The 20,038-nt window shown below is 51.9% G+C and carries 17 protein-coding genes; 16 read left to right on the plus strand and 1 reads right to left on the minus strand.

The window, feature by feature from the left end; translation table 11 throughout:
- Positions 1-91: 91 nt before the first annotated feature.
- Positions 92-886, minus strand: coding sequence for a type I methionyl aminopeptidase (gene map / locus ACKQAD_RS04290; protein WP_319846843.1), 795 nt, complete (start codon positions 884-886; stop codon positions 92-94).
- A 345-nt stretch (positions 887-1,231) separates the two neighbouring features.
- Here map and rpsB point away from each other — a divergent pair, with 345 nt between their 5' ends.
- The 16 genes from rpsB (at position 1,232) to dnaE (ending at position 20,034) form a co-directional block, all read left to right on the plus strand.
- Positions 1,232-1,957: a 30S ribosomal protein S2 gene (rpsB, locus tag ACKQAD_RS04295; RefSeq protein WP_409159017.1), complete on the plus strand. Its 726-nt coding sequence runs from the start codon at positions 1,232-1,234 to the stop codon at positions 1,955-1,957.
- Positions 1,958-2,091: 134 nt separating this feature from the next.
- Complete coding sequence (tsf, locus tag ACKQAD_RS04300) at positions 2,092-2,943, plus strand: translation elongation factor Ts (protein ID WP_409159018.1); 852 nt, start codon at positions 2,092-2,094, stop codon at positions 2,941-2,943.
- Positions 2,944-3,095: 152 nt separating this feature from the next.
- Positions 3,096-3,821: a UMP kinase gene (gene pyrH, locus ACKQAD_RS04305; RefSeq protein WP_012773631.1), complete on the plus strand. Its 726-nt coding sequence runs from the start codon at positions 3,096-3,098 to the stop codon at positions 3,819-3,821.
- Between the two features lie 135 nt (positions 3,822-3,956).
- On the plus strand, positions 3,957-4,514 hold the full coding sequence (gene frr / locus ACKQAD_RS04310; protein ID WP_409159019.1) for a ribosome recycling factor: 558 nt from the start codon (positions 3,957-3,959) through the stop codon (positions 4,512-4,514).
- Between the two features lie 239 nt (positions 4,515-4,753).
- Positions 4,754-5,950: a 1-deoxy-D-xylulose-5-phosphate reductoisomerase gene (gene ispC / locus ACKQAD_RS04315; protein WP_409159020.1), complete on the plus strand. Its 1,197-nt coding sequence runs from the start codon at positions 4,754-4,756 to the stop codon at positions 5,948-5,950.
- Positions 5,951-6,148: 198 nt separating this feature from the next.
- Positions 6,149-6,910: a (2E,6E)-farnesyl-diphosphate-specific ditrans,polycis-undecaprenyl-diphosphate synthase gene (ispU, locus tag ACKQAD_RS04320; RefSeq protein WP_409159021.1), complete on the plus strand. Its 762-nt coding sequence runs from the start codon at positions 6,149-6,151 to the stop codon at positions 6,908-6,910.
- Positions 6,911-6,919: 9 nt separating this feature from the next.
- A complete protein-coding gene (gene cdsA / locus ACKQAD_RS04325) occupies positions 6,920-7,777 on the plus strand; it encodes a phosphatidate cytidylyltransferase (RefSeq protein ID WP_409159022.1) in 858 nt (285 codons plus the stop codon).
- Between the two features lie 21 nt (positions 7,778-7,798).
- Positions 7,799-9,154, plus strand: coding sequence for a sigma E protease regulator RseP (rseP, locus tag ACKQAD_RS04330; RefSeq protein WP_409159023.1), 1,356 nt, complete (start codon positions 7,799-7,801; stop codon positions 9,152-9,154).
- A gap of 35 nt (positions 9,155-9,189) precedes the next feature.
- On the plus strand, positions 9,190-11,619 hold the full coding sequence (gene bamA, locus ACKQAD_RS04335; RefSeq protein ID WP_409159024.1) for an outer membrane protein assembly factor BamA: 2,430 nt from the start codon (positions 9,190-9,192) through the stop codon (positions 11,617-11,619).
- A gap of 193 nt (positions 11,620-11,812) precedes the next feature.
- Positions 11,813-12,310 carry a molecular chaperone Skp gene (gene skp, locus ACKQAD_RS04340; RefSeq protein WP_409159025.1) on the plus strand — a complete coding sequence of 166 codons (498 nt, stop codon included), beginning with the start codon at positions 11,813-11,815 and terminating at the stop codon, positions 12,308-12,310.
- 3 nt (positions 12,311-12,313) lie between these two features.
- Positions 12,314-13,336, plus strand: coding sequence for a UDP-3-O-(3-hydroxymyristoyl)glucosamine N-acyltransferase (gene lpxD, locus ACKQAD_RS04345; RefSeq protein ID WP_409159026.1), 1,023 nt, complete (start codon positions 12,314-12,316; stop codon positions 13,334-13,336).
- 84 nt (positions 13,337-13,420) lie between these two features.
- Positions 13,421-13,894: a 3-hydroxyacyl-ACP dehydratase FabZ gene (fabZ, locus tag ACKQAD_RS04350; protein WP_172644777.1), complete on the plus strand. Its 474-nt coding sequence runs from the start codon at positions 13,421-13,423 to the stop codon at positions 13,892-13,894.
- A 4-nt stretch (positions 13,895-13,898) separates the two neighbouring features.
- A complete protein-coding gene (gene lpxA / locus ACKQAD_RS04355; protein ID WP_409159027.1) occupies positions 13,899-14,687 on the plus strand; it encodes an acyl-ACP--UDP-N-acetylglucosamine O-acyltransferase in 789 nt (262 codons plus the stop codon).
- A gap of 3 nt (positions 14,688-14,690) precedes the next feature.
- A complete protein-coding gene (gene lpxB / locus ACKQAD_RS04360; protein ID WP_409159028.1) occupies positions 14,691-15,845 on the plus strand; it encodes a lipid-A-disaccharide synthase in 1,155 nt (384 codons plus the stop codon).
- A 25-nt stretch (positions 15,846-15,870) separates the two neighbouring features.
- Entirely contained in the window at positions 15,871-16,467 is a 597-nt protein-coding gene (gene rnhB / locus ACKQAD_RS04365; protein WP_409159029.1) for a ribonuclease HII, read from the plus strand.
- Between the two features lie 84 nt (positions 16,468-16,551).
- A complete protein-coding gene (gene dnaE / locus ACKQAD_RS04370; RefSeq protein ID WP_409159030.1) occupies positions 16,552-20,034 on the plus strand; it encodes a DNA polymerase III subunit alpha in 3,483 nt (1,160 codons plus the stop codon).
- Positions 20,035-20,038: the final 4 nt, after the last annotated feature.

The raw sequence follows: 20,038 nt of genomic DNA on the forward strand, positions 1-20,038 counted from the left end.
CAGAGCGCGTTTTCCAACGTCGCTTGCGACGGCCTTAAGGGGGACGTGCTTTTGCACGCCAGAAAAAAGCCGGCATCTGCCGGCTTAGTGTTTACTGTTCATGCGTGATGATGTTGGGGATGGTGTCATCCTTTCGCAACGTCATTATTTCGCAGCCGTTATCGGTTACCACAATAGTATGCTCGTACTGTGCCGACAAGCTGCGATCTTTGGTTTTTACCGTCCAGCCGTCTTTCATTGTGCGAATACGGAAATCACCGGCATTGAGCATAGGCTCGATCGTAAATGCCATACCCGCCTGCAGCACCACGCCGCCGTCATCGGCATCATAGTGCAGAACCTGCGGCTCTTCATGGAAGCCTTTACCGATACCGTGACCGCAATATTCACGCACTACGGAGAAGTTATTCCCTTCCGCAAACTGCTGGATCGCTTTACCCAACGTACGCAGGCGAATGCCGGGTTTAACCATTTTCAACGCCAGATAGAGGCTTTCCTGCGTGATGCGACAGAGGCGCTCGCCCAGAATGGTTGGCTTGCCTGCGATGAACATTTTTGAGGTATCGCCGTGGAAGCCGTCTTTGATGACGGTGACGTCGATATTGACGATATCGCCATCCTTAAGGATTTTGTCATCGCTTGGAATACCGTGGCACACCACTTCATTGACGGAAATACACACTGATTTCGGGAAACCGTGGTAGCCCAGACTGGCGGAGATCGCCTGCTGCTTGTTGGTAATGTGATCGTGACAGATTCTGTCCAGTTCGGCGGTGCTCACGCCCGGCACCACGTGGGGTTCGATGATTTCCAGAACTTCGGCAGCCAGACGGCCAGCGACGCGCATTTTTTCGATGTCTTCAGGAGTTTTAATTGAAATTGCCATTGGTGGTCGTCCGCAGGTGTCATTTAAGACACGAGAATTAAGATGAATAACTAATAACTTATGTTACCAGTCCTGCCGCTGGGTTGCCAAACGATCATTCTGATGCGTGGACGATTGAATAACAAATGTTGGTGTCGCTGGGGGATTTATGGTATAAAGCGCGCCGATGATCCGGCTGGATATTGGTTATACGGTACCCAGCCACATCGACTAAACTCACTTTGTGTAAATAACACACACATGTCGGCACGTTCGCCGGGGTGCTCCTGAGGTGTTTCACCGGATGGGGTCGGCGCAATGGGACATGTGGAGGCATAACCCCATACTTAATTAATAGAGGTAATCATGGCAACTGTTTCCATGCGCGATATGCTCAAGGCTGGCGTACACTTTGGTCACCAGACCCGTTACTGGAACCCGAAAATGAAGCCATTCATCTTCGGTGCGCGTAACAAAGTTCACATCATCAACCTTGAAAAAACTGTACCAATGTTCAACGACGCTCTGGCTGAGCTGAGCAAAATTGCTTCTCACAAAGGCAAAATTCTGTTCGTTGGTACTAAGCGCGCAGCAAGCGAAGCGGTAAAAGATGCAGCCAACAACTGCGATCAGTTTTTCGTGAACCATCGTTGGTTGGGCGGTATGCTGACTAACTGGAAAACCGTTCGTCAGTCCATCAAGCGTTTGAAAGATCTGGAAACCCAATCTCAAGACGGCACGTTCGACAAGCTGACCAAAAAAGAGGCGCTGATGCGCTCTCGTGAACTGGACAAGCTGGAAAACAGCCTGGGCGGTATTAAAGATATGGGCGGTCTGCCAGACGCGCTGTTCGTTATCGACGCCGATCACGAGCACATCGCAATCAAAGAAGCTAACAACCTGGGTATTCCGGTATTCGCCGTGGTTGATACCAACTCCGATCCAGATGGCGTTGACTACATCATCCCTGGTAACGATGACGCAATCCGTGCAGTTAGTCTGTACCTGAGCGCTGTTGCGACTGCTGTCCGCGAAGGCCGTTCTCAAGATCTGGCTGTGCAGGCAGAAGAAGGCTTAGTAGAAGCTGAATAATAAGTCTGGCTCGTTGAGCCCTTATTAACCAGGTAGTACTAGTTTGGTTAGGGGCCTTTTTATGGCCCCTTTTTCACTTTTAAAGCTGTTTGGTTGTGGCGACCAGGCAGAACAAATCTCCCGAGGATTTTAGAATGGCTGAAATTACCGCATCACTGGTAAAAGAGCTGCGTGAGCGTACCGCTGCTGGCATGATGGAATGTAAGAAAGCGCTGGTTGAAGCTAACGGCGACATCGAGCTGGCTATCGAAAACATGCGTAAATCCGGCGCGATTAAAGCGGCGAAAAAAGCAGGCAACGTTGCTGCTGATGGCGTAATCAAGACTAAGATCGACGGTAACTACGCTGTGATCCTGGAAGTTAACTGCCAGACCGATTTCGTTGCTAAAGATGGTGGTTTTCAGGCATTTGCTGACAAAGTGCTGGACGCGGCTGTTGCAGGCAAAATCACTGATGTTGACGTGCTGAAAGCACAGTTCGAAGAAGAGCGTGTCGCGCTGGTTGCGAAAATCGGTGAGAACATCAACATTCGCCGCGTTTCTGCTCTGGAAGGCGACATTCTGGGTAACTACCAGCACGGTGCGCGCATCGGTGTCCTGGTTGCTGCTAAAGGCGCTGACGAAGAGCTGGTTAAACACTTGGCTATGCACGTTGCGGCAAGCAAGCCTGAATTCGTTAAGCCAGAAGACGTGTCTGCTGAAGTGGTAGAGAAAGAGTACCAGGTTCAGTTGGAAATCGCGATGCAGTCTGGCAAGCCGAAAGAAATCGCAGAGAAAATGGTTGAAGGCCGTATGAAGAAATTCACCGGTGAAGTTTCTCTGACTGGTCAGCCTTTCGTTATGGATCCAGCCAAATCTGTTGGTCAGTTGCTGAAAGAGCACAATGCTGATGTAACTAACTTCATCCGTTTCGAAGTGGGTGAAGGTATTGAGAAAGTTGAGGCTGACTTTGCTGCTGAAGTTGCAGCGATGAGTAAGCAGTCTTAATCAGTAAAAAGAGCCGCCAGTTGGCGGTTCCTTTTTATCCAGCCCAAAGAGTTTCATTACGCTTGGCTTCCTGCATTCAGAATAAGGGCTGGGTGGAACAGTTTTGATTTTACAACCCCCAATACGACGACAGCCTGTAGGATAAGAACACCATGGCAACCAATGCAAAACCCGTCTATCAACGAATCCTGCTGAAGCTCAGTGGCGAAGCTTTACAGGGAACTGAAGGTTTTGGTATCGATGCGAGCATTCTGGATCGCATGGCTCAGGAAGTGAAAGAACTGGTTGAGTTAGGTATTCAGGTCGGTGTGGTTATCGGCGGCGGTAACCTGTTTCGTGGCGCGGGTCTGGCTAAAGCGGGTATGAACCGCGTTGTGGGCGACCACATGGGAATGCTGGCGACCGTCATGAATGGTCTGGCAATGCGTGATGCGTTGCACCGTGCCTATGTGAACGCTCGCCTGATGTCCGCCATTCCCTTGAATGGCGTCTGTGACAATTACAGTTGGGCGGAAGCGATTAGCCTGCTGCGCAATAACCGCGTGGTGATTTTCTCCGCCGGGACAGGTAACCCTTTCTTTACCACGGATTCTGCAGCTTGCCTGCGCGGCATTGAGATTGAAGCAGATGTCGTATTGAAGGCAACAAAGGTCGATGGGGTCTATTCTGCCGATCCGGTAAAAGATCCTTCAGCAACGTTATACGATTCGCTGACCTATCAGGAAGTGCTGGAACGTGAGCTGAAAGTGATGGATCTTGCTGCGTTTACGCTGGCACGCGACCATAATTTACCGATCCGTGTTTTCAACATGAACAAACCTGGCGCACTGCGTCGCGTTGTTATGGGTGAAAAAGAAGGAACGTTGATTAGTCAGTAATAACGGCTAATCCCGATTATAGGGTAATATATTGTCAGTATTGCGCTATACGTCAGCCGAGCGCTGGCATTAATTATTCACCGGATCATGTACTGACATGGTCCGCCAGGCAACCAGTTTTCAAGGGTTCACAACGTGACTAATGAAATCAGAAAAGATGCTGAAACGCGCATGGATAAATGTGTTGAAGCGTTTAAAAACCAGATCAGCAAAATCCGTACCGGCCGTGCATCGCCTAGCATTCTTGATGGCATTCAGGTTGAATACTATGGCAGCGCAACGCCACTGCGTCAGGTTGCTAACGTTGTCGTAGAAGATTCCCGCACGCTGGCAATTACGGTATTCGACCGTACGCTTGGCCCGGCGGTTGAGAAAGCCATCATGGCCTCCGATCTCGGCCTGAACCCGTCTTCTGCTGGCACCGTCATCCGTGTTCCGTTGCCACCATTGACGGAAGAACGTCGTAAAGATCTGATCAAAGTTGTGCGCGGCGAAGCGGAACAAGGGCGTGTTTCTGTACGCAACGTGCGCCGTGATGCTAACGACAAACTGAAAGCGCTACTGAAAGATAAAGCGATCAGTGAAGATGAAGAACGTCGTGCTCAGGACGATGTACAGAAACTGACTGACAACTTCATCAAGAAAGTGGATACCGTACTGGCAGAAAAAGAAGCGGAGCTGATGGAGTTCTAATCAGCCTGTTGAATATAGCGTCGCAGGAAACGTGTGGGCTTGCCCCTTTTTTCCGGCGGCGCTTTATTTTTTATGCAGGGAATAGGTGAAGGCCAGCCCCTCTGGGCAGTAAACAATTTTTTGCTATATATATCCCTGTTACAGTCGCGACTGTGAGCGAGAGCAGAGATATATCATGGCAATCGTCTCAGACTCGTGTACCTTCCTGTCATCAAATCCGGTTATTCAGAGCATTTTTAATGAAGCAACTGACAATTCTTGGTTCCACTGGCTCTATTGGCGTCAGTTCGCTGGCCGTCATTAAAGCCAATCCTGATAAGTTTGCCGTACGTGCGCTATCCGCCGGGTACAACGTCAAGCTGATGCTGGAGCAGTGTCTTACTTTCCAACCTGCTTATGCCTCAATGGCGGATGAAGCCTCTGCAACAGCTCTGCGCCAGCAATTGGTGGAATGCGGCTGCAAAACGGAAGTTCTGGCAGGGGTTCAGGCGGCGTGTGAGCTTGCCGCGTTGGATGGCGTCGATCAGGTCATGGCCGCGATTGTGGGAGCCGCAGGATTATTGCCGACGTTGGCGGCAATCCATGCCGGAAAACAGGTCTTGTTGGCGAATAAAGAGTCACTGGTTACTTGCGGGCGTCTCTTTATGGACGCGGTAGCGCAAAGTGGCGCGCAGCTTTTACCAATAGATAGCGAACATAATGCGATTTTTCAGAGTTTACCTGAGCAAATTCAGCGTCAGTTAGGTTACGCTTCATTGTCGCAGCATGGTGTTGAACGCATTATTCTGACTGGGTCCGGCGGTCCGTTTCGTGAAACATCGGTGTCGGCGCTGGCGGATATGACGCCAGATCAGGCGTGCGCCCATCCAAACTGGTCAATGGGGCGTAAAATTTCGGTTGATTCCGCCACAATGATGAACAAAGGGCTGGAGTATATCGAAGCGCGCTGGCTGTTTAACGCTTCTGCTGAGCAGATGGAAGTCATTATTCATCCTCAGTCGGTGATTCACTCAATGGTACGCTACCGTGATGGCAGCGTTCTGGCGCAGTTAGGATCGCCTGATATGCGTACGCCGATTGCCCATGCGATGGCTTATCCCGAACGTGTGGCCTCGGGCGCAAAAGCGTTAGATTTTTGCCAGATTGGCGCGCTAACCTTTTTGGACCCGGATTATGCGCGCTACCCTTGTTTGCAGTTGGCAATGGATGCCTGTAGTCATGGTCAGTCGGCCACGACAGCATTGAATGCCGCGAATGAAATTGCGGTAGCGGCATTTTTGCAGTCGCAGATTCGTTTTACGGATATCGCGACAGTAAATCGGCATGTCATTGCACAGCTTACATTGCCAGAACCTGCCAGTGTTGATGATGTTTTATTCATTGATCGCTGGGCCAGACAGGCCGCCGCGCGCGCATTGACACGCTACGCGCGATAACCGGATAGGCTCATGGCACAATTTGTTCATGTGCGGTGGAGGTGGTATAGTCTGCGCCACTCAATGGTTGATTATGCGAAAGTGGTTTAATCGACCGTGAAGCTAAGCCGTGATTGTTCACGGCTTTTTTTGCGCTAACGGGGTCTGATGTTACGGAAGGACTGTTGTATTTCTTGCTTGAGGAAATAAGTACGCGTTATGCCGTCCGATAATCAAAAAAATACTAACGATCTGCCACCCGCGGGGCCGCAGCATGTTGCCATTATTATGGATGGCAATGGTCGCTGGGCGAAAAACCGGGGGAAAATGCGGATTTTTGGCCATCAGGCTGGTGTAAAGGCTGTGCGACGTTCAGTCAGTTTTGCCGTAAGCCAAGGGCTGGACGCACTAACGCTTTATGCATTTAGTAGTGAAAACTGGAACCGTCCGGCGCAGGAAGTTTCCGCACTCATGGAGCTGTTTGTTCGGGCGCTGGACAGCGAAGTAAAAAGCCTGCACAAGCACAATGTTCGCTTACGGGTTGTCGGCGATATCGGTCGCTTCAGTCCGCGTTTGCAAGAGCGCATCCGCCGTTCGGAGACGCTGACAGAAAAGAATCAGGGGCTCACACTCAATATTGCCGCGAATTATGGCGGCCGTTGGGATATTATTCAGGGAGTACGGCAACTTGCAGAGCAGGTGCAGGAAGGCATTCTGCGTCCTGATAGCATTAATGAAGCATCATTATGTCAGTACATCTGTCTGAATGATCTGCCTCCGGTTGATTTGGTGATCAGAACCGGTGGAGAACACCGCATCAGTAATTTTCTTCTGTGGCAAATTGCTTATGCTGAACTTTACTTTACTGATGTCCTCTGGCCTGATTTCGATGAACAAGTCTTTGAAGGTGCGCTGAATGCTTTTGCACAACGCGAGCGCCGCTTCGGGGGAACAACACCTATCGATGCTGATGCATCCTAGGGGGAACTTTTGCTGAAGTATCGCCTGATTACTGCTTTTATTTTGATCCCGATTGTTATTGCAGCGCTTTTCTTGCTGCCTCCTCTGGGATTCACGTTGGTTACGCTGGCTGTTTGTATGCTGGCGGCATGGGAATGGGGGCAACTGGCAGGATTTGCCTCTTATGGTCAACGCCTGTGGCTCGCGATTCTGTGTGGTTTCTTGCTGGCGCTGATGCTGTTATCACTCCCAGCCTACCATTATTCCGTTCATATTCCGCAGATCAGTGTCTCACTCTGGTCATCACTGGCATGGTGGGGGGTGGCACTGCTATTGGTTCTGTTCTATCCGGCTTCCGCCTCATTCTGGCGCCATTCGCGTACATTGCGGCTTGTGTTCGGTATTATGACGATCGTGCCGTTTTTCTGGGGCATGGTCGCGCTTCGTCATTATAATTACGCGATTAATCCGTTCACGGGAGCCTGGTGGCTGCTGTATGTCATGCTGCTGGTGTGGGGGGCGGACAGCGGTGCCTACATGTTAGGTAAACTGTTTGGTAAGCGTAAGCTTGCGCCAAAAGTTTCGCCGGGCAAAACCTGGGAAGGCTTTCTCGGCGGCCTGGCGACCTCAGCGCTAATCTCTGTGTTGTTTAGCTTCTACGCGCCATTAACGGTGGAGCCATCGACATTGCTGATATGTTCTATCGCTGCCGCGTTGGCTTCGGTACTGGGTGATTTGACGGAAAGCATGTTCAAACGCGAGGCGGGCATCAAAGACAGTAGCCATTTGATTCCGGGGCACGGCGGTGTGCTCGATCGTATCGACAGCCTGACTGCTGCGGTTCCTGTATTCTCTTGCCTGATGCTGCTGCTGTTTAAAGTGGCTTAGAATAAAGCGGTAGAGCTATTTATGCTGAGTTTTTTCTGGAATCTTGCCGCGTTTATTATCGCACTGGGTGTGTTGGTCACCGTCCATGAGTTTGGGCATTTCTGGGTGGCTCGCCGCTGTGGTGTGAAGGTCGAACGCTTCTCCGTTGGCTTCGGGCGCGCAATATGGCGTCGTCGCGATCGTACCGGTACAGAATTCGTGATTGCGCTGATCCCACTTGGTGGCTACGTCAAGATGCTGGATGAACGTGTCGACACCGTTGCGCCAGAATTCCGCCACCAATCATTTAACAGTAAAACGGTCTGGCAGCGTGCGGCTATCGTCAGCGCTGGCCCGATTGCCAATTTCCTGTTTGCCATTATGGCGTACTGGCTGGTGTTTATTCTCGGCGTGCCGGGCGTGCGTCCGGTTGTGGGTGAAATCCTGCCCAATTCCATCGCGGCGCAAGCGGAAATGTCCGCGGGAATGGAACTAAAGTCAGTAGATGGTATCGAAACGCCTGATTGGGATACTGCGCGTCTGGCGCTGATCGGTAAAATCGGCGATAGCGAAGTCGTGATCGGAACTGCACCTTTAGGTGCTGACCGCGTCGTCCAGAAAACGCTGGATTTACGCGATTGGCAGTTTGAGCCTGATAAGCAAGATCCTGCTGCCTCGCTCGGTATTATTCCGCGCGGTCCGCAAATCGAGCCCGTACTGCATCAGGTGCAGGCAGGCTCGGCGGCGGAAAAAGCAGGTTTGCAAGTCGGAGACAGGATCGTTAAAGTCGACGGGCAGGTGCTAGCGCAATGGCGTGATTTCGTCATCGCCGTGCGTAATAACCCCGGACAATCCATTGCTCTGGAGGTGGAACGAAACGGCGCAGCAATACCGTTGACGTTAACGCCAGACAGCAAATCTGTGGGGAGTGGCAGAGTTGAAGGGCTGGCAGGCGTTATGCCAAGTGTGACGCCGCTGCCGGAAGAATACAGAACTGTGCGCCAGTATGGGCCGTTTAGCGCAATCTACCAGGCAACAGATAAAACCTGGCAACTGATGAAATTGACCGTCAGTATGTTAGGGAAACTGGTTATGGGGGATGTTAAGCTGAACAACCTGAGCGGTCCCATTTCGATTGCTCAGGGCGCAGGAATGTCAGCAGATTATGGATTGATTTATTACCTGATGTTTTTGGCCTTAATCAGCGTTAATTTGGGGATCATCAATCTATTCCCTCTGCCGGTATTGGATGGTGGACACCTGCTCTTTCTTGCGGTTGAAAAGCTGAAGGGCAGGCCGGTTTCTGAGCGTGTGCAGGACGTTAGCTATCGCATTGGTACAGTATTGCTGATGTTGTTAATGGGACTTGCACTTTTCAATGATTTCTCTCGTCTCTAGGCGCGGGATTAGGTTAGGAAAAACGCATAACAACGATGGCGATCAAAAAGTTGCTCATAGCGTCGCTGCTGTTCAGCAGCGCAACCGTATACGGTGCAGACGGGTTCGTAGTGAAGGACATTCATTTCGAGGGCCTGCAAAGGGTTGCAGTCGGGGCGGCACTACTCAGTATGCCAGTCCGCGTTGGTGATACCATCGGTGACGATGATATCGGCAACACCATCCGTGCCTTGTTTGCGACCGGAAATTTTGAAGATGTCCGCGTCCTGCGCGATGGCGAAACGCTGATTGTGCAGGTGAAAGAACGTCCGACAATCGCCAGCGTCACGTTTTCCGGCAATAAGTCTGTTAAAGACGACATGCTGAAAGAGAACCTTGAGGCTTCCGGCGTGCGCGTCGGTGAAGCGTTGGACCGCACGGCGCTCACCAGCATCGAAAAAGGACTGGAAGATTTCTACTACAGCGTGGGTAAGTACAGCGCATCGGTTAAAGCCGTTGTCACGCCACTCCCGCGTAACCGCGTAGACCTGAAACTGGTCTTCACGGAAGGTGTTTCCGCCAAGATCCAACAGATCAATATTGTCGGTAACAAAGCGTTCAGCTCCGACGAATTGATCTCCCGTTTCCAACTGCGTGATGAAGTGCCGTGGTGGAACGTGGTTGGCGATCGTAAATACCAGAAGCAAAAATTGTCTGGCGATCTGGAAACTCTGCGGAGTTTCTATCTGGATCGCGGCTATGCGCGTTTCAACATTGATTCTACTCAGGTGAGCCTGACGCCAGATAAAAAAGGCATCTACATTACCATCAATATGACGGAAGGCGATCAGTACAAGCTGTCCGGCGTGACGGTGAAAGGTAATCTGGCTGGTCATTCTGCGGAAATCGAAGGATTGACAAAGATTGAACCGGGTGAACTCTACAACGGGACGAAAGTGACCCGGATGGAAGAGGACATCAAGAAACTGCTGGGTCGTTATGGCTATGCCTATCCGCGCGTGGTAACGCAGCCGGAAATTAATGATGCAGACAAGACGGTGAGATTAAACATCAACGTTGATGCCGGTAACCGTTTCTATGTGCGTCATATCCGTTTTGATGGCAACGACACGTCGAAAGACGCTGTCCTGCGCCGTGAAATGCGCCAGATGGAAGGTGCCTGGTTAGGTAACGATCTGGTTGAACAAGGCAAAGAACGTCTAAACCGACTGGGATTCTTTGAAAGCGTTGATGTAGAAACGCAGCGTGTTCCCGGCGTGGCCGATCAGGTTGATGTGACGTATAAAGTCAAAGAGCGTAATACGGGGACATTCAACTTTGGTGTTGGTTTCGGTACCGAAAGTGGTGTGAGCTTCCAGGCTGGGGTTCAGCAGGACAACTGGCTGGGGACAGGTAACTCCGTGGGTATCAGCGGGACGAAAAACGACTACCAGACGTATGTCGAACTGTCACTAACTGACCCGTACTTTACCGTCGATGGCGTTAGCCTCGGTGGCCGCGTCTTCTATAACAAATTCGAGGCCTCTGACGCCGATCTGTCCGATTATACCAACGTGAGTTACGGCGTGGGCAGCACGCTGGGCTTCCCAATTAACGAGAACAACTCACTGCGTGTCGGCCTGGATTATGTCCATAACGATCTGTCCGATATGAGACCGCAGGTGGCAATGTGGCGTTATCTGGATTCCGTGGGTGTCAACCCATCGGTGGTTCCTGAGAACAACAAATCGAGTGCGGATTTCAAAGCCAATGATTTCTTCCTGAATACCGGATGGTCGTATAACAATCTGGATCGCGGCTACTTCCCGACGAAAGGAACACGTGCCTCTGCGAACGCCAAGATTGCGATACCAGGCTCCGATAACGAATACTACAAACTGACGTTTGATTCGGCGAGTTACTACCCGTTGACCGACAGTGGTAAATGGGTCGTGATGGGCCGTACGCGTGCGGGCTTTGCTGATGGCATCGGTAGTAAGGAAGTGCCGTTCTACGACAACTTCTATGCCGGTGGTTCCAGTACAGTGCGTGGCTTCCAGTCGAACACCATTGGTCCTAAAGCCGCATATTACAAGTGTGCTGCGGGGGCAACGTCTTATGCTAATTGTCCGATTGACTCGACTAATCTGGATGATGCGGTGGGGGGGAATGCGATGGCCGTGCTGAGTGCGGAACTGATCGTGCCGACGCCGTTTATCAGCGATAAATACGCGAATTCTGTACGTACATCCTTCTTTGTGGATGGTGGTACGGTATGGGATACCAACTGGGAAAATACACCTGCAACGATTGCCGCAGGCGTACCGGATTACAGCAAAGCAAGCAACTTCCGTGTTTCCAGCGGTATCGCGTTGCAATGGATGTCTCCGCTTGGGCCATTGGTCTTCTCCTATGCCCAGCCGGTTAAAAAGTACGATGGAGACAAGTCGGAACAATTCCAGTTTAACATTGGCAAAACCTGGTAGTGTGACGTCAATAGGTCGTATGCAGGGAATGTCGTATCATGATTCGTTGAGACGAGTATTTCGTTGATATAAATAGTTCGTTGATATGAATATTTCGTGGCTATGAATGGTTGATCAGAAGCCGTTCACACTACGGCGTGATGCCCATAATTAAAGTGTTAAGACACAAATAGGTTAGGTTGAGGAGTTTATAGTGAAAAAGTGGTTATGTGCCGCAGGCCTCGGTTTAGCATTGGCTGCTTCAGCCAGCGTTCAGGCTGCTGACAAAATTGCTGTTGTTAACGTCTCCAGCATTTTCCAACAGCTGCCACAGCGTGAAACCGTTGGCAAACAGCTGGAAAACGAGTTCAAAGGCCGTGCTTCTGAACTGCAATCTATGGAAAACGCTTTACAGACCAAGATGCAGAAGTTGCAGCGTGACGGTTCTACCATGAAAGCGAGCGAACGCAGCAAAATGGAGAAGGACGTCATGGCGCAACGCGAGCAGTTCTCCACCAAAGCGCAGGCTTTTGACCAGGATAACCGCCGTCGTCAGATGGAAGAACGCAACAAAATTCTGAGCCGTATTCAGGATGCCGTGAAAGCGGTTGCAACCAAAGAAGGTTATGATGTTGTGATTGACGCTAACGCGGTTGCGTATGTCGCCAATGCGAAAGACATCACTGCCGATGTGCTGAAACAGGTTAAATAAACCATGTATTCAATTCGACTGGACGCGTTAGCTCAACAGTTGGATGCACAATTACACGGTGATGGCGATATCGTCATCACCGGTGTTGCTTCTATGCATTCAGCAAAATCTGGGCAAATTACGTTTCTTTCCGACAGTCGTTACCGTGAGCAACTGGCTGGGACGCAGGCGTCAGCGGTCGTGCTGACGGAAGCGGATTTACCTTACTGTCAGGTTACTGCGCTGGTAGTGAAGAATCCCTACCTTACCTATGCGCGTATGGCGCAACTGCTGGATACCACGCCGCAACCGGCAACTGACATTGCGCCGAGCGCGGTTATTGCTCCGGACGCGAGGCTGGGTCAGCATGTGTCCGTTGGCGCAAATGCCGTCATTGAATCTGGCGCACAACTGGGCGATGGCGTTGTGATTGGCCCCGGCTGCTTTATCGGTCAAGATGCCCGCATTGGCGCAGGTACCCGTTTGTGGGCAAATGTAACGATTTATCACCGCGTTGAGCTGGGTGAACATTGCCTGATTCAGTCGGGAACGGTTATCGGTTCAGACGGTTTTGGCTATGCCAACGATCGCGGTAACTGGGTGAAGATCCCGCAGTTAGGAACGGTAAGAATTGGCGACCGGGTTGAGATCGGCGCAAGCACAACCATCGATCGTGGCGCGTTGGATGATACGGTCATTGGCAATGGTGTTATCATTGATAATCAATGTCAGATTGCGCACAACGTCGTGATTGGCGACAATACCGCGGTAGCGGGTGGCGTCATTATGGCGGGGAGCTTGAAAATTGGTCGTTATTGCATGATCGGCGGTGCCAGCGTCATTAACGGGCACATGGAGATCTGCGATAAAGTGACGGTCACGGGAATGGGAATGGTCATGCGACCGATCACAGAACCTGGGGTATACTCTTCGGGCATTCCTTTGCAACCCAACAAAGTATGGCGTAAAACCGCAGCGCTGGTGATGAATATTGATGAGATAAGCAAACGGTTGAAAGCCGTTGAACGAAAAGTCGATAACGTTTAATCACTCGCGTTTTTATTTGCGGCCTGCCTGAAGACTCCTAATTTAGGGTCTGCGCAGGCCGTGTTGTTGATGGCATCAGTTTTTATGGACAGGAAGAGTATTTTGACTACTGACACTCATACTCTGCATATTGAAGAGATTTTAGAACTATTACCGCACCGTTTCCCATTTTTGCTGGTTGATCGGGTACTGGATTTTGAAGAAGGGAAGTTTCTGCGGGCGGTGAAAAACGTCTCTTTTAACGAACCCTTCTTCCAGGGCCATTTCCCGGGCAAACCGATTTTTCCCGGCGTGCTGATTCTGGAAGCGATGGCGCAGGCCACCGGTATTCTGGCGTTTAAAAGCGTGGGCAAACTGGAGCCGGGTGAACTGTACTATTTCGCCGCTGTTGACGAAGCGCGCTTTAAGCGCCCAGTGCAGCCAGGCGATCAAATGATCCTTGAAGTTGAATTCATCAAAGAGCGTCGCGGCGTTGCACGCTTTAAAGGTGTTGCCAAAGTTGATGGCGAAGTGGCCTGCGAAGCGTCAATGATGTGTGCTCGCCGTCGGGAGTCCTGAGAACGTGATTGATCAAACCGCCTTTATTCACCCTAGTTCGATTGTTGAAGACGGTGCCATTATTGGTGCTGGCGTTCATATTGGCCCGTTCTGCTATATCGGTTCTCAGGTTGAGATCGGTGCGGGTACGGTGCTGAAATCACATGTCGTCGTCAATGGCGTCACTAAAATTGGCCGCGATAACGAAATCTATCAGTTCACGTCAATTGGTGAAGTGAACCAGGATCTCAAATATGCCGGGGAACCAACCCGCGTAGAGATTGGCGATCGTAACCGTATCCGTGAAAGCGTCACGATTCATCGTGGCACGACACAGGGCGGTGGGTTGACTAAAGTCGGTAGCGATAACCTGTTGATGATCAACACGCATATCGCACACGACTGCGTCGTGGGTAATCGCTGCATTCTGGCGAATAACGCGACGCTGGGTGGTCACGTGTCTGTCGATGATTTTGCGATTATCGGTGGGATGACGGCAGTACACCAGTTCTGCATCATCGGTGCTCACGTCATGGTGGGCGGCTGTTCCGGTGTGGCGCAAGACGTACCGCCGTATGTTATCGCGCAGGGTAACCACGCCACGCCGTTTGGCCTGAATATTGAAGGCCTGAAGCGTCGTGGATTCGAAAAAGAAACCCTGCACGCGATCCGTAATGCGTACAAACTGATCTACCGCAGCGGTAAAACGCTGGACGAAGTGAAACCGGAAATTGAAGTGCTGGCGGCGGAACACCCGGCGGTGCAGGCGTTTACCGATTTCTTTGCTCGTTCTACTCGCGGCATCATTCGTTAATCCATGTCATCACGTCCTTTGACTATTGGGTTGGTCGCCGGGGAAACTTCCGGCGACATCCTTGGCGCAGGCCTGATTCGAGCGCTAAAAGAAAAGGTGCCCAATGCACGGTTTGTCGGCGTTGCTGGGCCGCGTATGCAGGCTCAAGGCTGTGAAGCCTGGTACGAGATGGAAGAACTGGCTGTGATGGGCATTGTGGAAGTGCTTGGGCGACTTCCTCGCCTGCTGAAAATTCGGCGGGATTTAACCCAACGCTTCAGCGAACTCCAGCCCGATGTCTTTGTGGGCATTGATGCACCTGATTTCAATATCACGCTGGAGGGTAACCTCAAGCAGAGCGGCATCAATACCATTCACTACGTCAGCCCGTCTGTGTGGGCATGGCGTCAAAAACGCGTTTTCAAAATAGGTAAAGCGACGAATCTGGTGCTGGCCTTTTTGCCTTTTGAAAAAGCGTTTTACGATCGTTTCAATGTACCTTGCCGTTTTATCGGCCACACGATGGCCGATGCAATGCCGCTGCACCCTGATAAGCAGGCGGCACGCGCGACGTTGGGGATTGCGCCAGAAGCGCACTGTCTGGCACTGCTGCCAGGCAGCCGCGGAGCGGAAGTGGAAATGCTTAGCGCGGATTTCCTCAATACGGCTGTGTTGCTGCGCCAACATTTCCCCGATTTGGAAATTGTGGTCCCGCTGGTGAGCAGCAAACGGCGTGAACAGTTTGAGATGATCAAAAGCAGTGTGGCCTCCGATTTGCGCGTGCATCTTTTGAATGGTCAGGCGCGTGAAGCCATGATTGCCAGTGATGCGGCACTATTGGCTTCCGGTACGGCGGCGCTGGAGTGTATGCTGGCGAAATGCCCGATGGTTGTGGGTTACCGTATGAAGCCCTTTACCTTCTGGCTGGCACAGCGTCTGGTCAAAACGCCGTGGGTGTCGCTGCCGAATTTGTTGGCTGGGCGTGAGCTGGTGACTGAGCTGTTACAGACTGACTGTACGCCAGATAAGCTAGCCGCCGCGCTACTGCCGCTGTTTGCTGATGTGGATAAAACGGCAGAACTGCGCACGACATTTGTAGATTTGCATCAGCAAATTCGCTGTAACGCCGATGAACAGGCGGCTCAGGCGGTACTGGAATTAATCAAGCCGCGTTCATAAAACGCTATTCGTAATTAATAAAGCCATGAGTGAAATGTTTATCTATCCGCAGGCGACCTGTATCGCTGGCGTTGATGAAGTGGGGCGCGGTCCTCTGGTTGGCGCAGTCGTGACGGCTGCGGTGATCCTTGACCCGACTCGGCCAATTGTCGGGCTGGCGGACTCCAAACAGCTGAGTGAAAAACGTCGGCTGGCGCTCTATGATGAAATCAAAGAGAAGGCGCTGGCGTGGAGCCTTGGCCGTGCGGAACCGGAAGAGATTGATCAACTGAATATCCTGCATGCTACCATGTTGGCCATGCAGCGTGCGGTGGCTGGATTGGCTGTCGTGCCTAATTTTGTTCTGATTGACGGCAACCGTTGCCCGGCGCTGCCGATGCCCGCTCAGGCGGTGGTTAAAGGGGATAGCCGCGTGGCTGAAATCAGCGCGGCCTCGATTATGGCGAAAGTGACACGCGATCGTGAGATGGTCGAATTGGATCAACGCTTCCCCGCTTATGGTTTTGCCCAACATAAAGGCTATCCAACGGCTTTTCATCTGGAGAAACTGGCCGCACTGGGTGCCACTGAGTTTCATCGTCGGAGCTTCGCGCCAGTCAAACGTGCATTAGGACTGGCGTGAAACATCATCATTAACTCTCGATGTGGTGTGCGCATGTCGTTGTGCCTGCCATGCTGACTAATCGATAAATTCTGGGATCTGGAGATGGCCGAACCACGTTTTGTTCACCTGCGTGTTCACAGTGACTATTCCATGATCGATGGGCTGGCCAAAGTCGGTCCGCTGGTAAAAAAAGCGGCGGCACTCGGCATGCCAGCGCTGGCGATTACCGATTTTACCAACCTGTGTGGGCTGGTTAAGTTCTATGGTGGTGCGCATGGCGCGGGCATTAAGCCGATTATCGGCGCTGACTTCTATGTCGAAAGCGATGAACTAGGGGATGAACTCGCGCATCTCACTGTTCTGGCGATGAATAATGAAGGCTACCAGAATCTCACGCTGCTGATTTCTCATGCGTATCAGCGTGGTTATGGCGCTGCCGGACCGACGATTGACCGGGATTGGTTGATTGAGCATCGGGAAGGGCTGATTTTACTGTCTGGCGGTCGCCGGGGTGACGTCGGTCAGTTTTTGCTACGCGGCAACCAAACGCAGGCCGAGCAGTGTCTGGCGTTTTATCAGGAACACTTCCCCCAGCGTTACTATCTGGAACTGACCCGCACCTCTCGCCCCGACGAAGAAAGCTATTTGCACGCTGCGGTCGAGCTGGCAACGAAGTATGGGTTGCCCGTGGTGGCGACCAATGAAGTGTGCTTTATCAGCACTGATGATTTTGACGCTCACGAAATCCGCGTGGCTATCCACGATGGCTACACGCTTGATGACCCCAAACGCCCACGTAATTACAGCCCGCAGCAGTACATGCGTTCCGAAGAGGAAATGTGCGAGCTATTTGCGGATATCCCCGAAGCGCTGGCCAATAGCGTTGAAATTGCCAAACGCTGTAACGTAACGATTCGTCTGGGGGAATATTTCCTGCCGCAGTTCCCGACGGGCGACATGACCACGGAAGATTTTCTGGTTGAGTGTTCGAAAAAGGGACTTGAGGAGCGCCTCGAATTTCTGTTCCCTGACCCGGAAGTGCGCGCAGCACGGCGGCCAGAGTACGATGAGCGTCTGGATGTTGAACTGGGCGTGATTAACCAGATGGGTTTCCCCGGTTACTTCCTGATCGTCATGGAATTTATTCAGTGGTCGAAGGATAACGACGTGCCTGTTGGGCCGGGGCGTGGCTCCGGTGCGGGCTCGTTGGTGGCCTATGCGCTGAAAATTACCGATCTGGACCCGCTGGAATTCGACCTGCTGTTCGAACGTTTTCTTAACCCTGAACGTGTTTCCATGCCTGACTTCGACGTCGATTTCTGTATGGAAAAACGCGATAAGGTCATCGATCACGTTGCGGAAATGTACGGACGTGATGCGGTATCACAGATTATCACCTTCGGTACGATGGCAGCGAAAGCGGTTATTCGTGACGTCGGGCGTGTGCTTGGGCACCCTTATGGGTTTGTCGATCGTATTTCAAAACTGGTGCCGCCCGATCCGGGCATGACGCTGGAAAAAGCCTTTGCTGCTGAACCGCAGTTGCCAGAAATTTATGAAGCCGATGAGGAAGTTAAGGCTCTCATTGATATGGCGCGCAAGCTCGAAGGGGTAACGCGTAACGCCGGTAAACATGCGGGTGGGGTAGTGATTTCCCCCACCAAGATTACCGATTTCGCGCCGCTGTATTGCGATGCGGAAGGGAACCACCCGGTTACCCAGTTTGACAAGAATGATGTGGAATATGCCGGGCTGGTGAAGTTTGACTTCCTTGGTCTGCGTACGCTGACCATCATCGACTGGGCGCTGGGGATGATTAACGCCCGCCGGGCGAAGCAGGGGCTGGAACCGATTGATATCGCGGCGATCCCGCTCGATGACAAGAAAAGTTTCGACATGCTGCAACGTTCGGAAACCACAGCGGTATTCCAGCTTGAATCACGCGGTATGAAGGATCTCATCAAGCGTCTGAAACCCGACTGCTTTGAAGATATGATCGCACTGGTGGCGCTGTTCCGCCCAGGCCCGCTGCAATCCGGCATGGTGGATAACTTCATCGACCGTAAGCATGGTCGTGAAGCGATCTCTTATCCTGATATCGAATGGCAGCACGAGTTACTCAAGCCGGTTCTGGAGCCGACCTACGGCATTATCCTATATCAGGAACAGGTTATGCAGATCGCTCAGGTACTGGCGGGTTATACGCTGGGCGGTGCGGACATGCTGCGTCGTGCGATGGGGAAAAAGAACCCGGTCGAAATGGCGAAGCAGCGTGGTGGTTTCGAGGATGGCGCCAAATCTCGCGGTGTGAACGGTGAACTGGCAGTTAAAATTTTCGACCTGGTGGAAAAATTCGCCGGTTACGGCTTTAATAAATCGCACTCTGCGGCTTATGCACTGGTGTCTTACCAGACGCTGTGGCTGAAAGCGCACTATCCGGCTGAATTCATGGCGGCGGTAATGACGGCTGATATGGACAACACGGATAAAGTGGTCGGGCTGGTTGATGAATGCTGGCGGATGGGGTTAAAAATCCTGCCTCCAGATATTAACAGTGGGTTGTATCACTTCCACGTTAATGACGATGGCGAGATTGTTTACGGCATCGGCGCGATTAAAGGCGTGGGGGAAGGCCCGATTGAGGCGATTATCGAAGCGCGTAATCAGGGCGGTTATTTCAGAGAACTGTTCGATCTTTGCGCGCGTACCGACATTAAAAAGCTGAATCGCCGCGTGCTGGAAAAGCTGATTATGTCAGGGGCATTTGACCGCCTGGGGCCACATCGCGCCGCGCTAATGAATTCATTGGCTGATGCGCTTAAAGCTGCCGATCAGCATGCGAAAGCGGAAGCCATTGGTCAGGTGGATATGTTCGGCGTGCTGGCCGAGGCGCCTGAGCAGGTTGAACAATCTTACAGCACCGTGCCACCGTGGCCGGAGCAGGTGGTGTTGGATGGTGAGCGGGAAACGCTGGGGCTGTATCTGACCGGTCACCCGATCACGCAATATATTAAGGAAATTGAACGCTATGCCGGTGGCGTACGTTTGAAAGATATGCACCCGACGGATCGGGGTAAAATGACCACTGCCGTTGGGCTGGTGTTGGCGGCTCGCGTCATGGTAACCAAGCGGGGTAACCGTATTGGTGTCTGTACGTTGGACGATCGTTCCGGTCGCCTTGAGATCATGCTGTTTACCGATGCATTGGAAAAATACCAGCATTTACTTGAGAAAGACCGTATCCTTATCGCCAGTGGACAGGTCAGCTTTGATGACTTCAGCGGCGGGCTTAAAATGACCGTCCGAGAGTTAATGGATATCAGTGAAGCGCGGGAAAAATATGCGCGCGGGCTTGCTATCTCGCTGACTGACAGGCAAATTGATGACCAGCTATTAAACCGTCTCCGCCAATCGTTGGAACCCCATCGATCGGGGACGATCCCAGTGCATCTCTATTACCAGCGTGAAGATGCGCGCGCCCGATTACGTTTTGGCGCAGCATGGCGTGTAACGCCTGCCGATGCGCTACTGAACGAGCTGCGCACATTAGTGGGTAATGAGCAGGTGGAACTGGAATTTGACTAATATA

This window comes from Pectobacterium artocarpous (genome assembly GCF_046159765.1).
GTDB lineage: Bacteria > Pseudomonadota > Gammaproteobacteria > Enterobacterales > Enterobacteriaceae > Pectobacterium.

Bases quoted from the DNA above. Each gene is read 5' to 3' on its own strand.
- map (WP_319846843.1), bottom strand. From the start codon at position 886: ATGGCAATTTCAATTAAAACTCCTGAAGACATCGAAAAAATGCGCGTC.
- rpsB (WP_409159017.1), top strand. From the start codon at position 1,232: ATGGCAACTGTTTCCATGCGCGATATGCTCAAGGCTGGCGTACACTTT.
- tsf (WP_409159018.1), top strand. From the start codon at position 2,092: ATGGCTGAAATTACCGCATCACTGGTAAAAGAGCTGCGTGAGCGTACC.
- pyrH (WP_012773631.1), top strand. From the start codon at position 3,096: ATGGCAACCAATGCAAAACCCGTCTATCAACGAATCCTGCTGAAGCTC.
- ispC (WP_409159020.1), top strand. From the start codon at position 4,754: ATGAAGCAACTGACAATTCTTGGTTCCACTGGCTCTATTGGCGTCAGT.
- ispU (WP_409159021.1), top strand. From the start codon at position 6,149: ATGCCGTCCGATAATCAAAAAAATACTAACGATCTGCCACCCGCGGGG.
- rseP (WP_409159023.1), top strand. From the start codon at position 7,799: ATGCTGAGTTTTTTCTGGAATCTTGCCGCGTTTATTATCGCACTGGGT.
- bamA (WP_409159024.1), top strand. From the start codon at position 9,190: ATGGCGATCAAAAAGTTGCTCATAGCGTCGCTGCTGTTCAGCAGCGCA.
- lpxD (WP_409159026.1), top strand. From the start codon at position 12,314: ATGTATTCAATTCGACTGGACGCGTTAGCTCAACAGTTGGATGCACAA.
- fabZ (WP_172644777.1), top strand. From the start codon at position 13,421: ATGGACAGGAAGAGTATTTTGACTACTGACACTCATACTCTGCATATT.
- lpxB (WP_409159028.1), top strand. From the start codon at position 14,691: ATGTCATCACGTCCTTTGACTATTGGGTTGGTCGCCGGGGAAACTTCC.
- rnhB (WP_409159029.1), top strand. From the start codon at position 15,871: ATGAGTGAAATGTTTATCTATCCGCAGGCGACCTGTATCGCTGGCGTT.
- dnaE (WP_409159030.1), top strand. From the start codon at position 16,552: ATGGCCGAACCACGTTTTGTTCACCTGCGTGTTCACAGTGACTATTCC.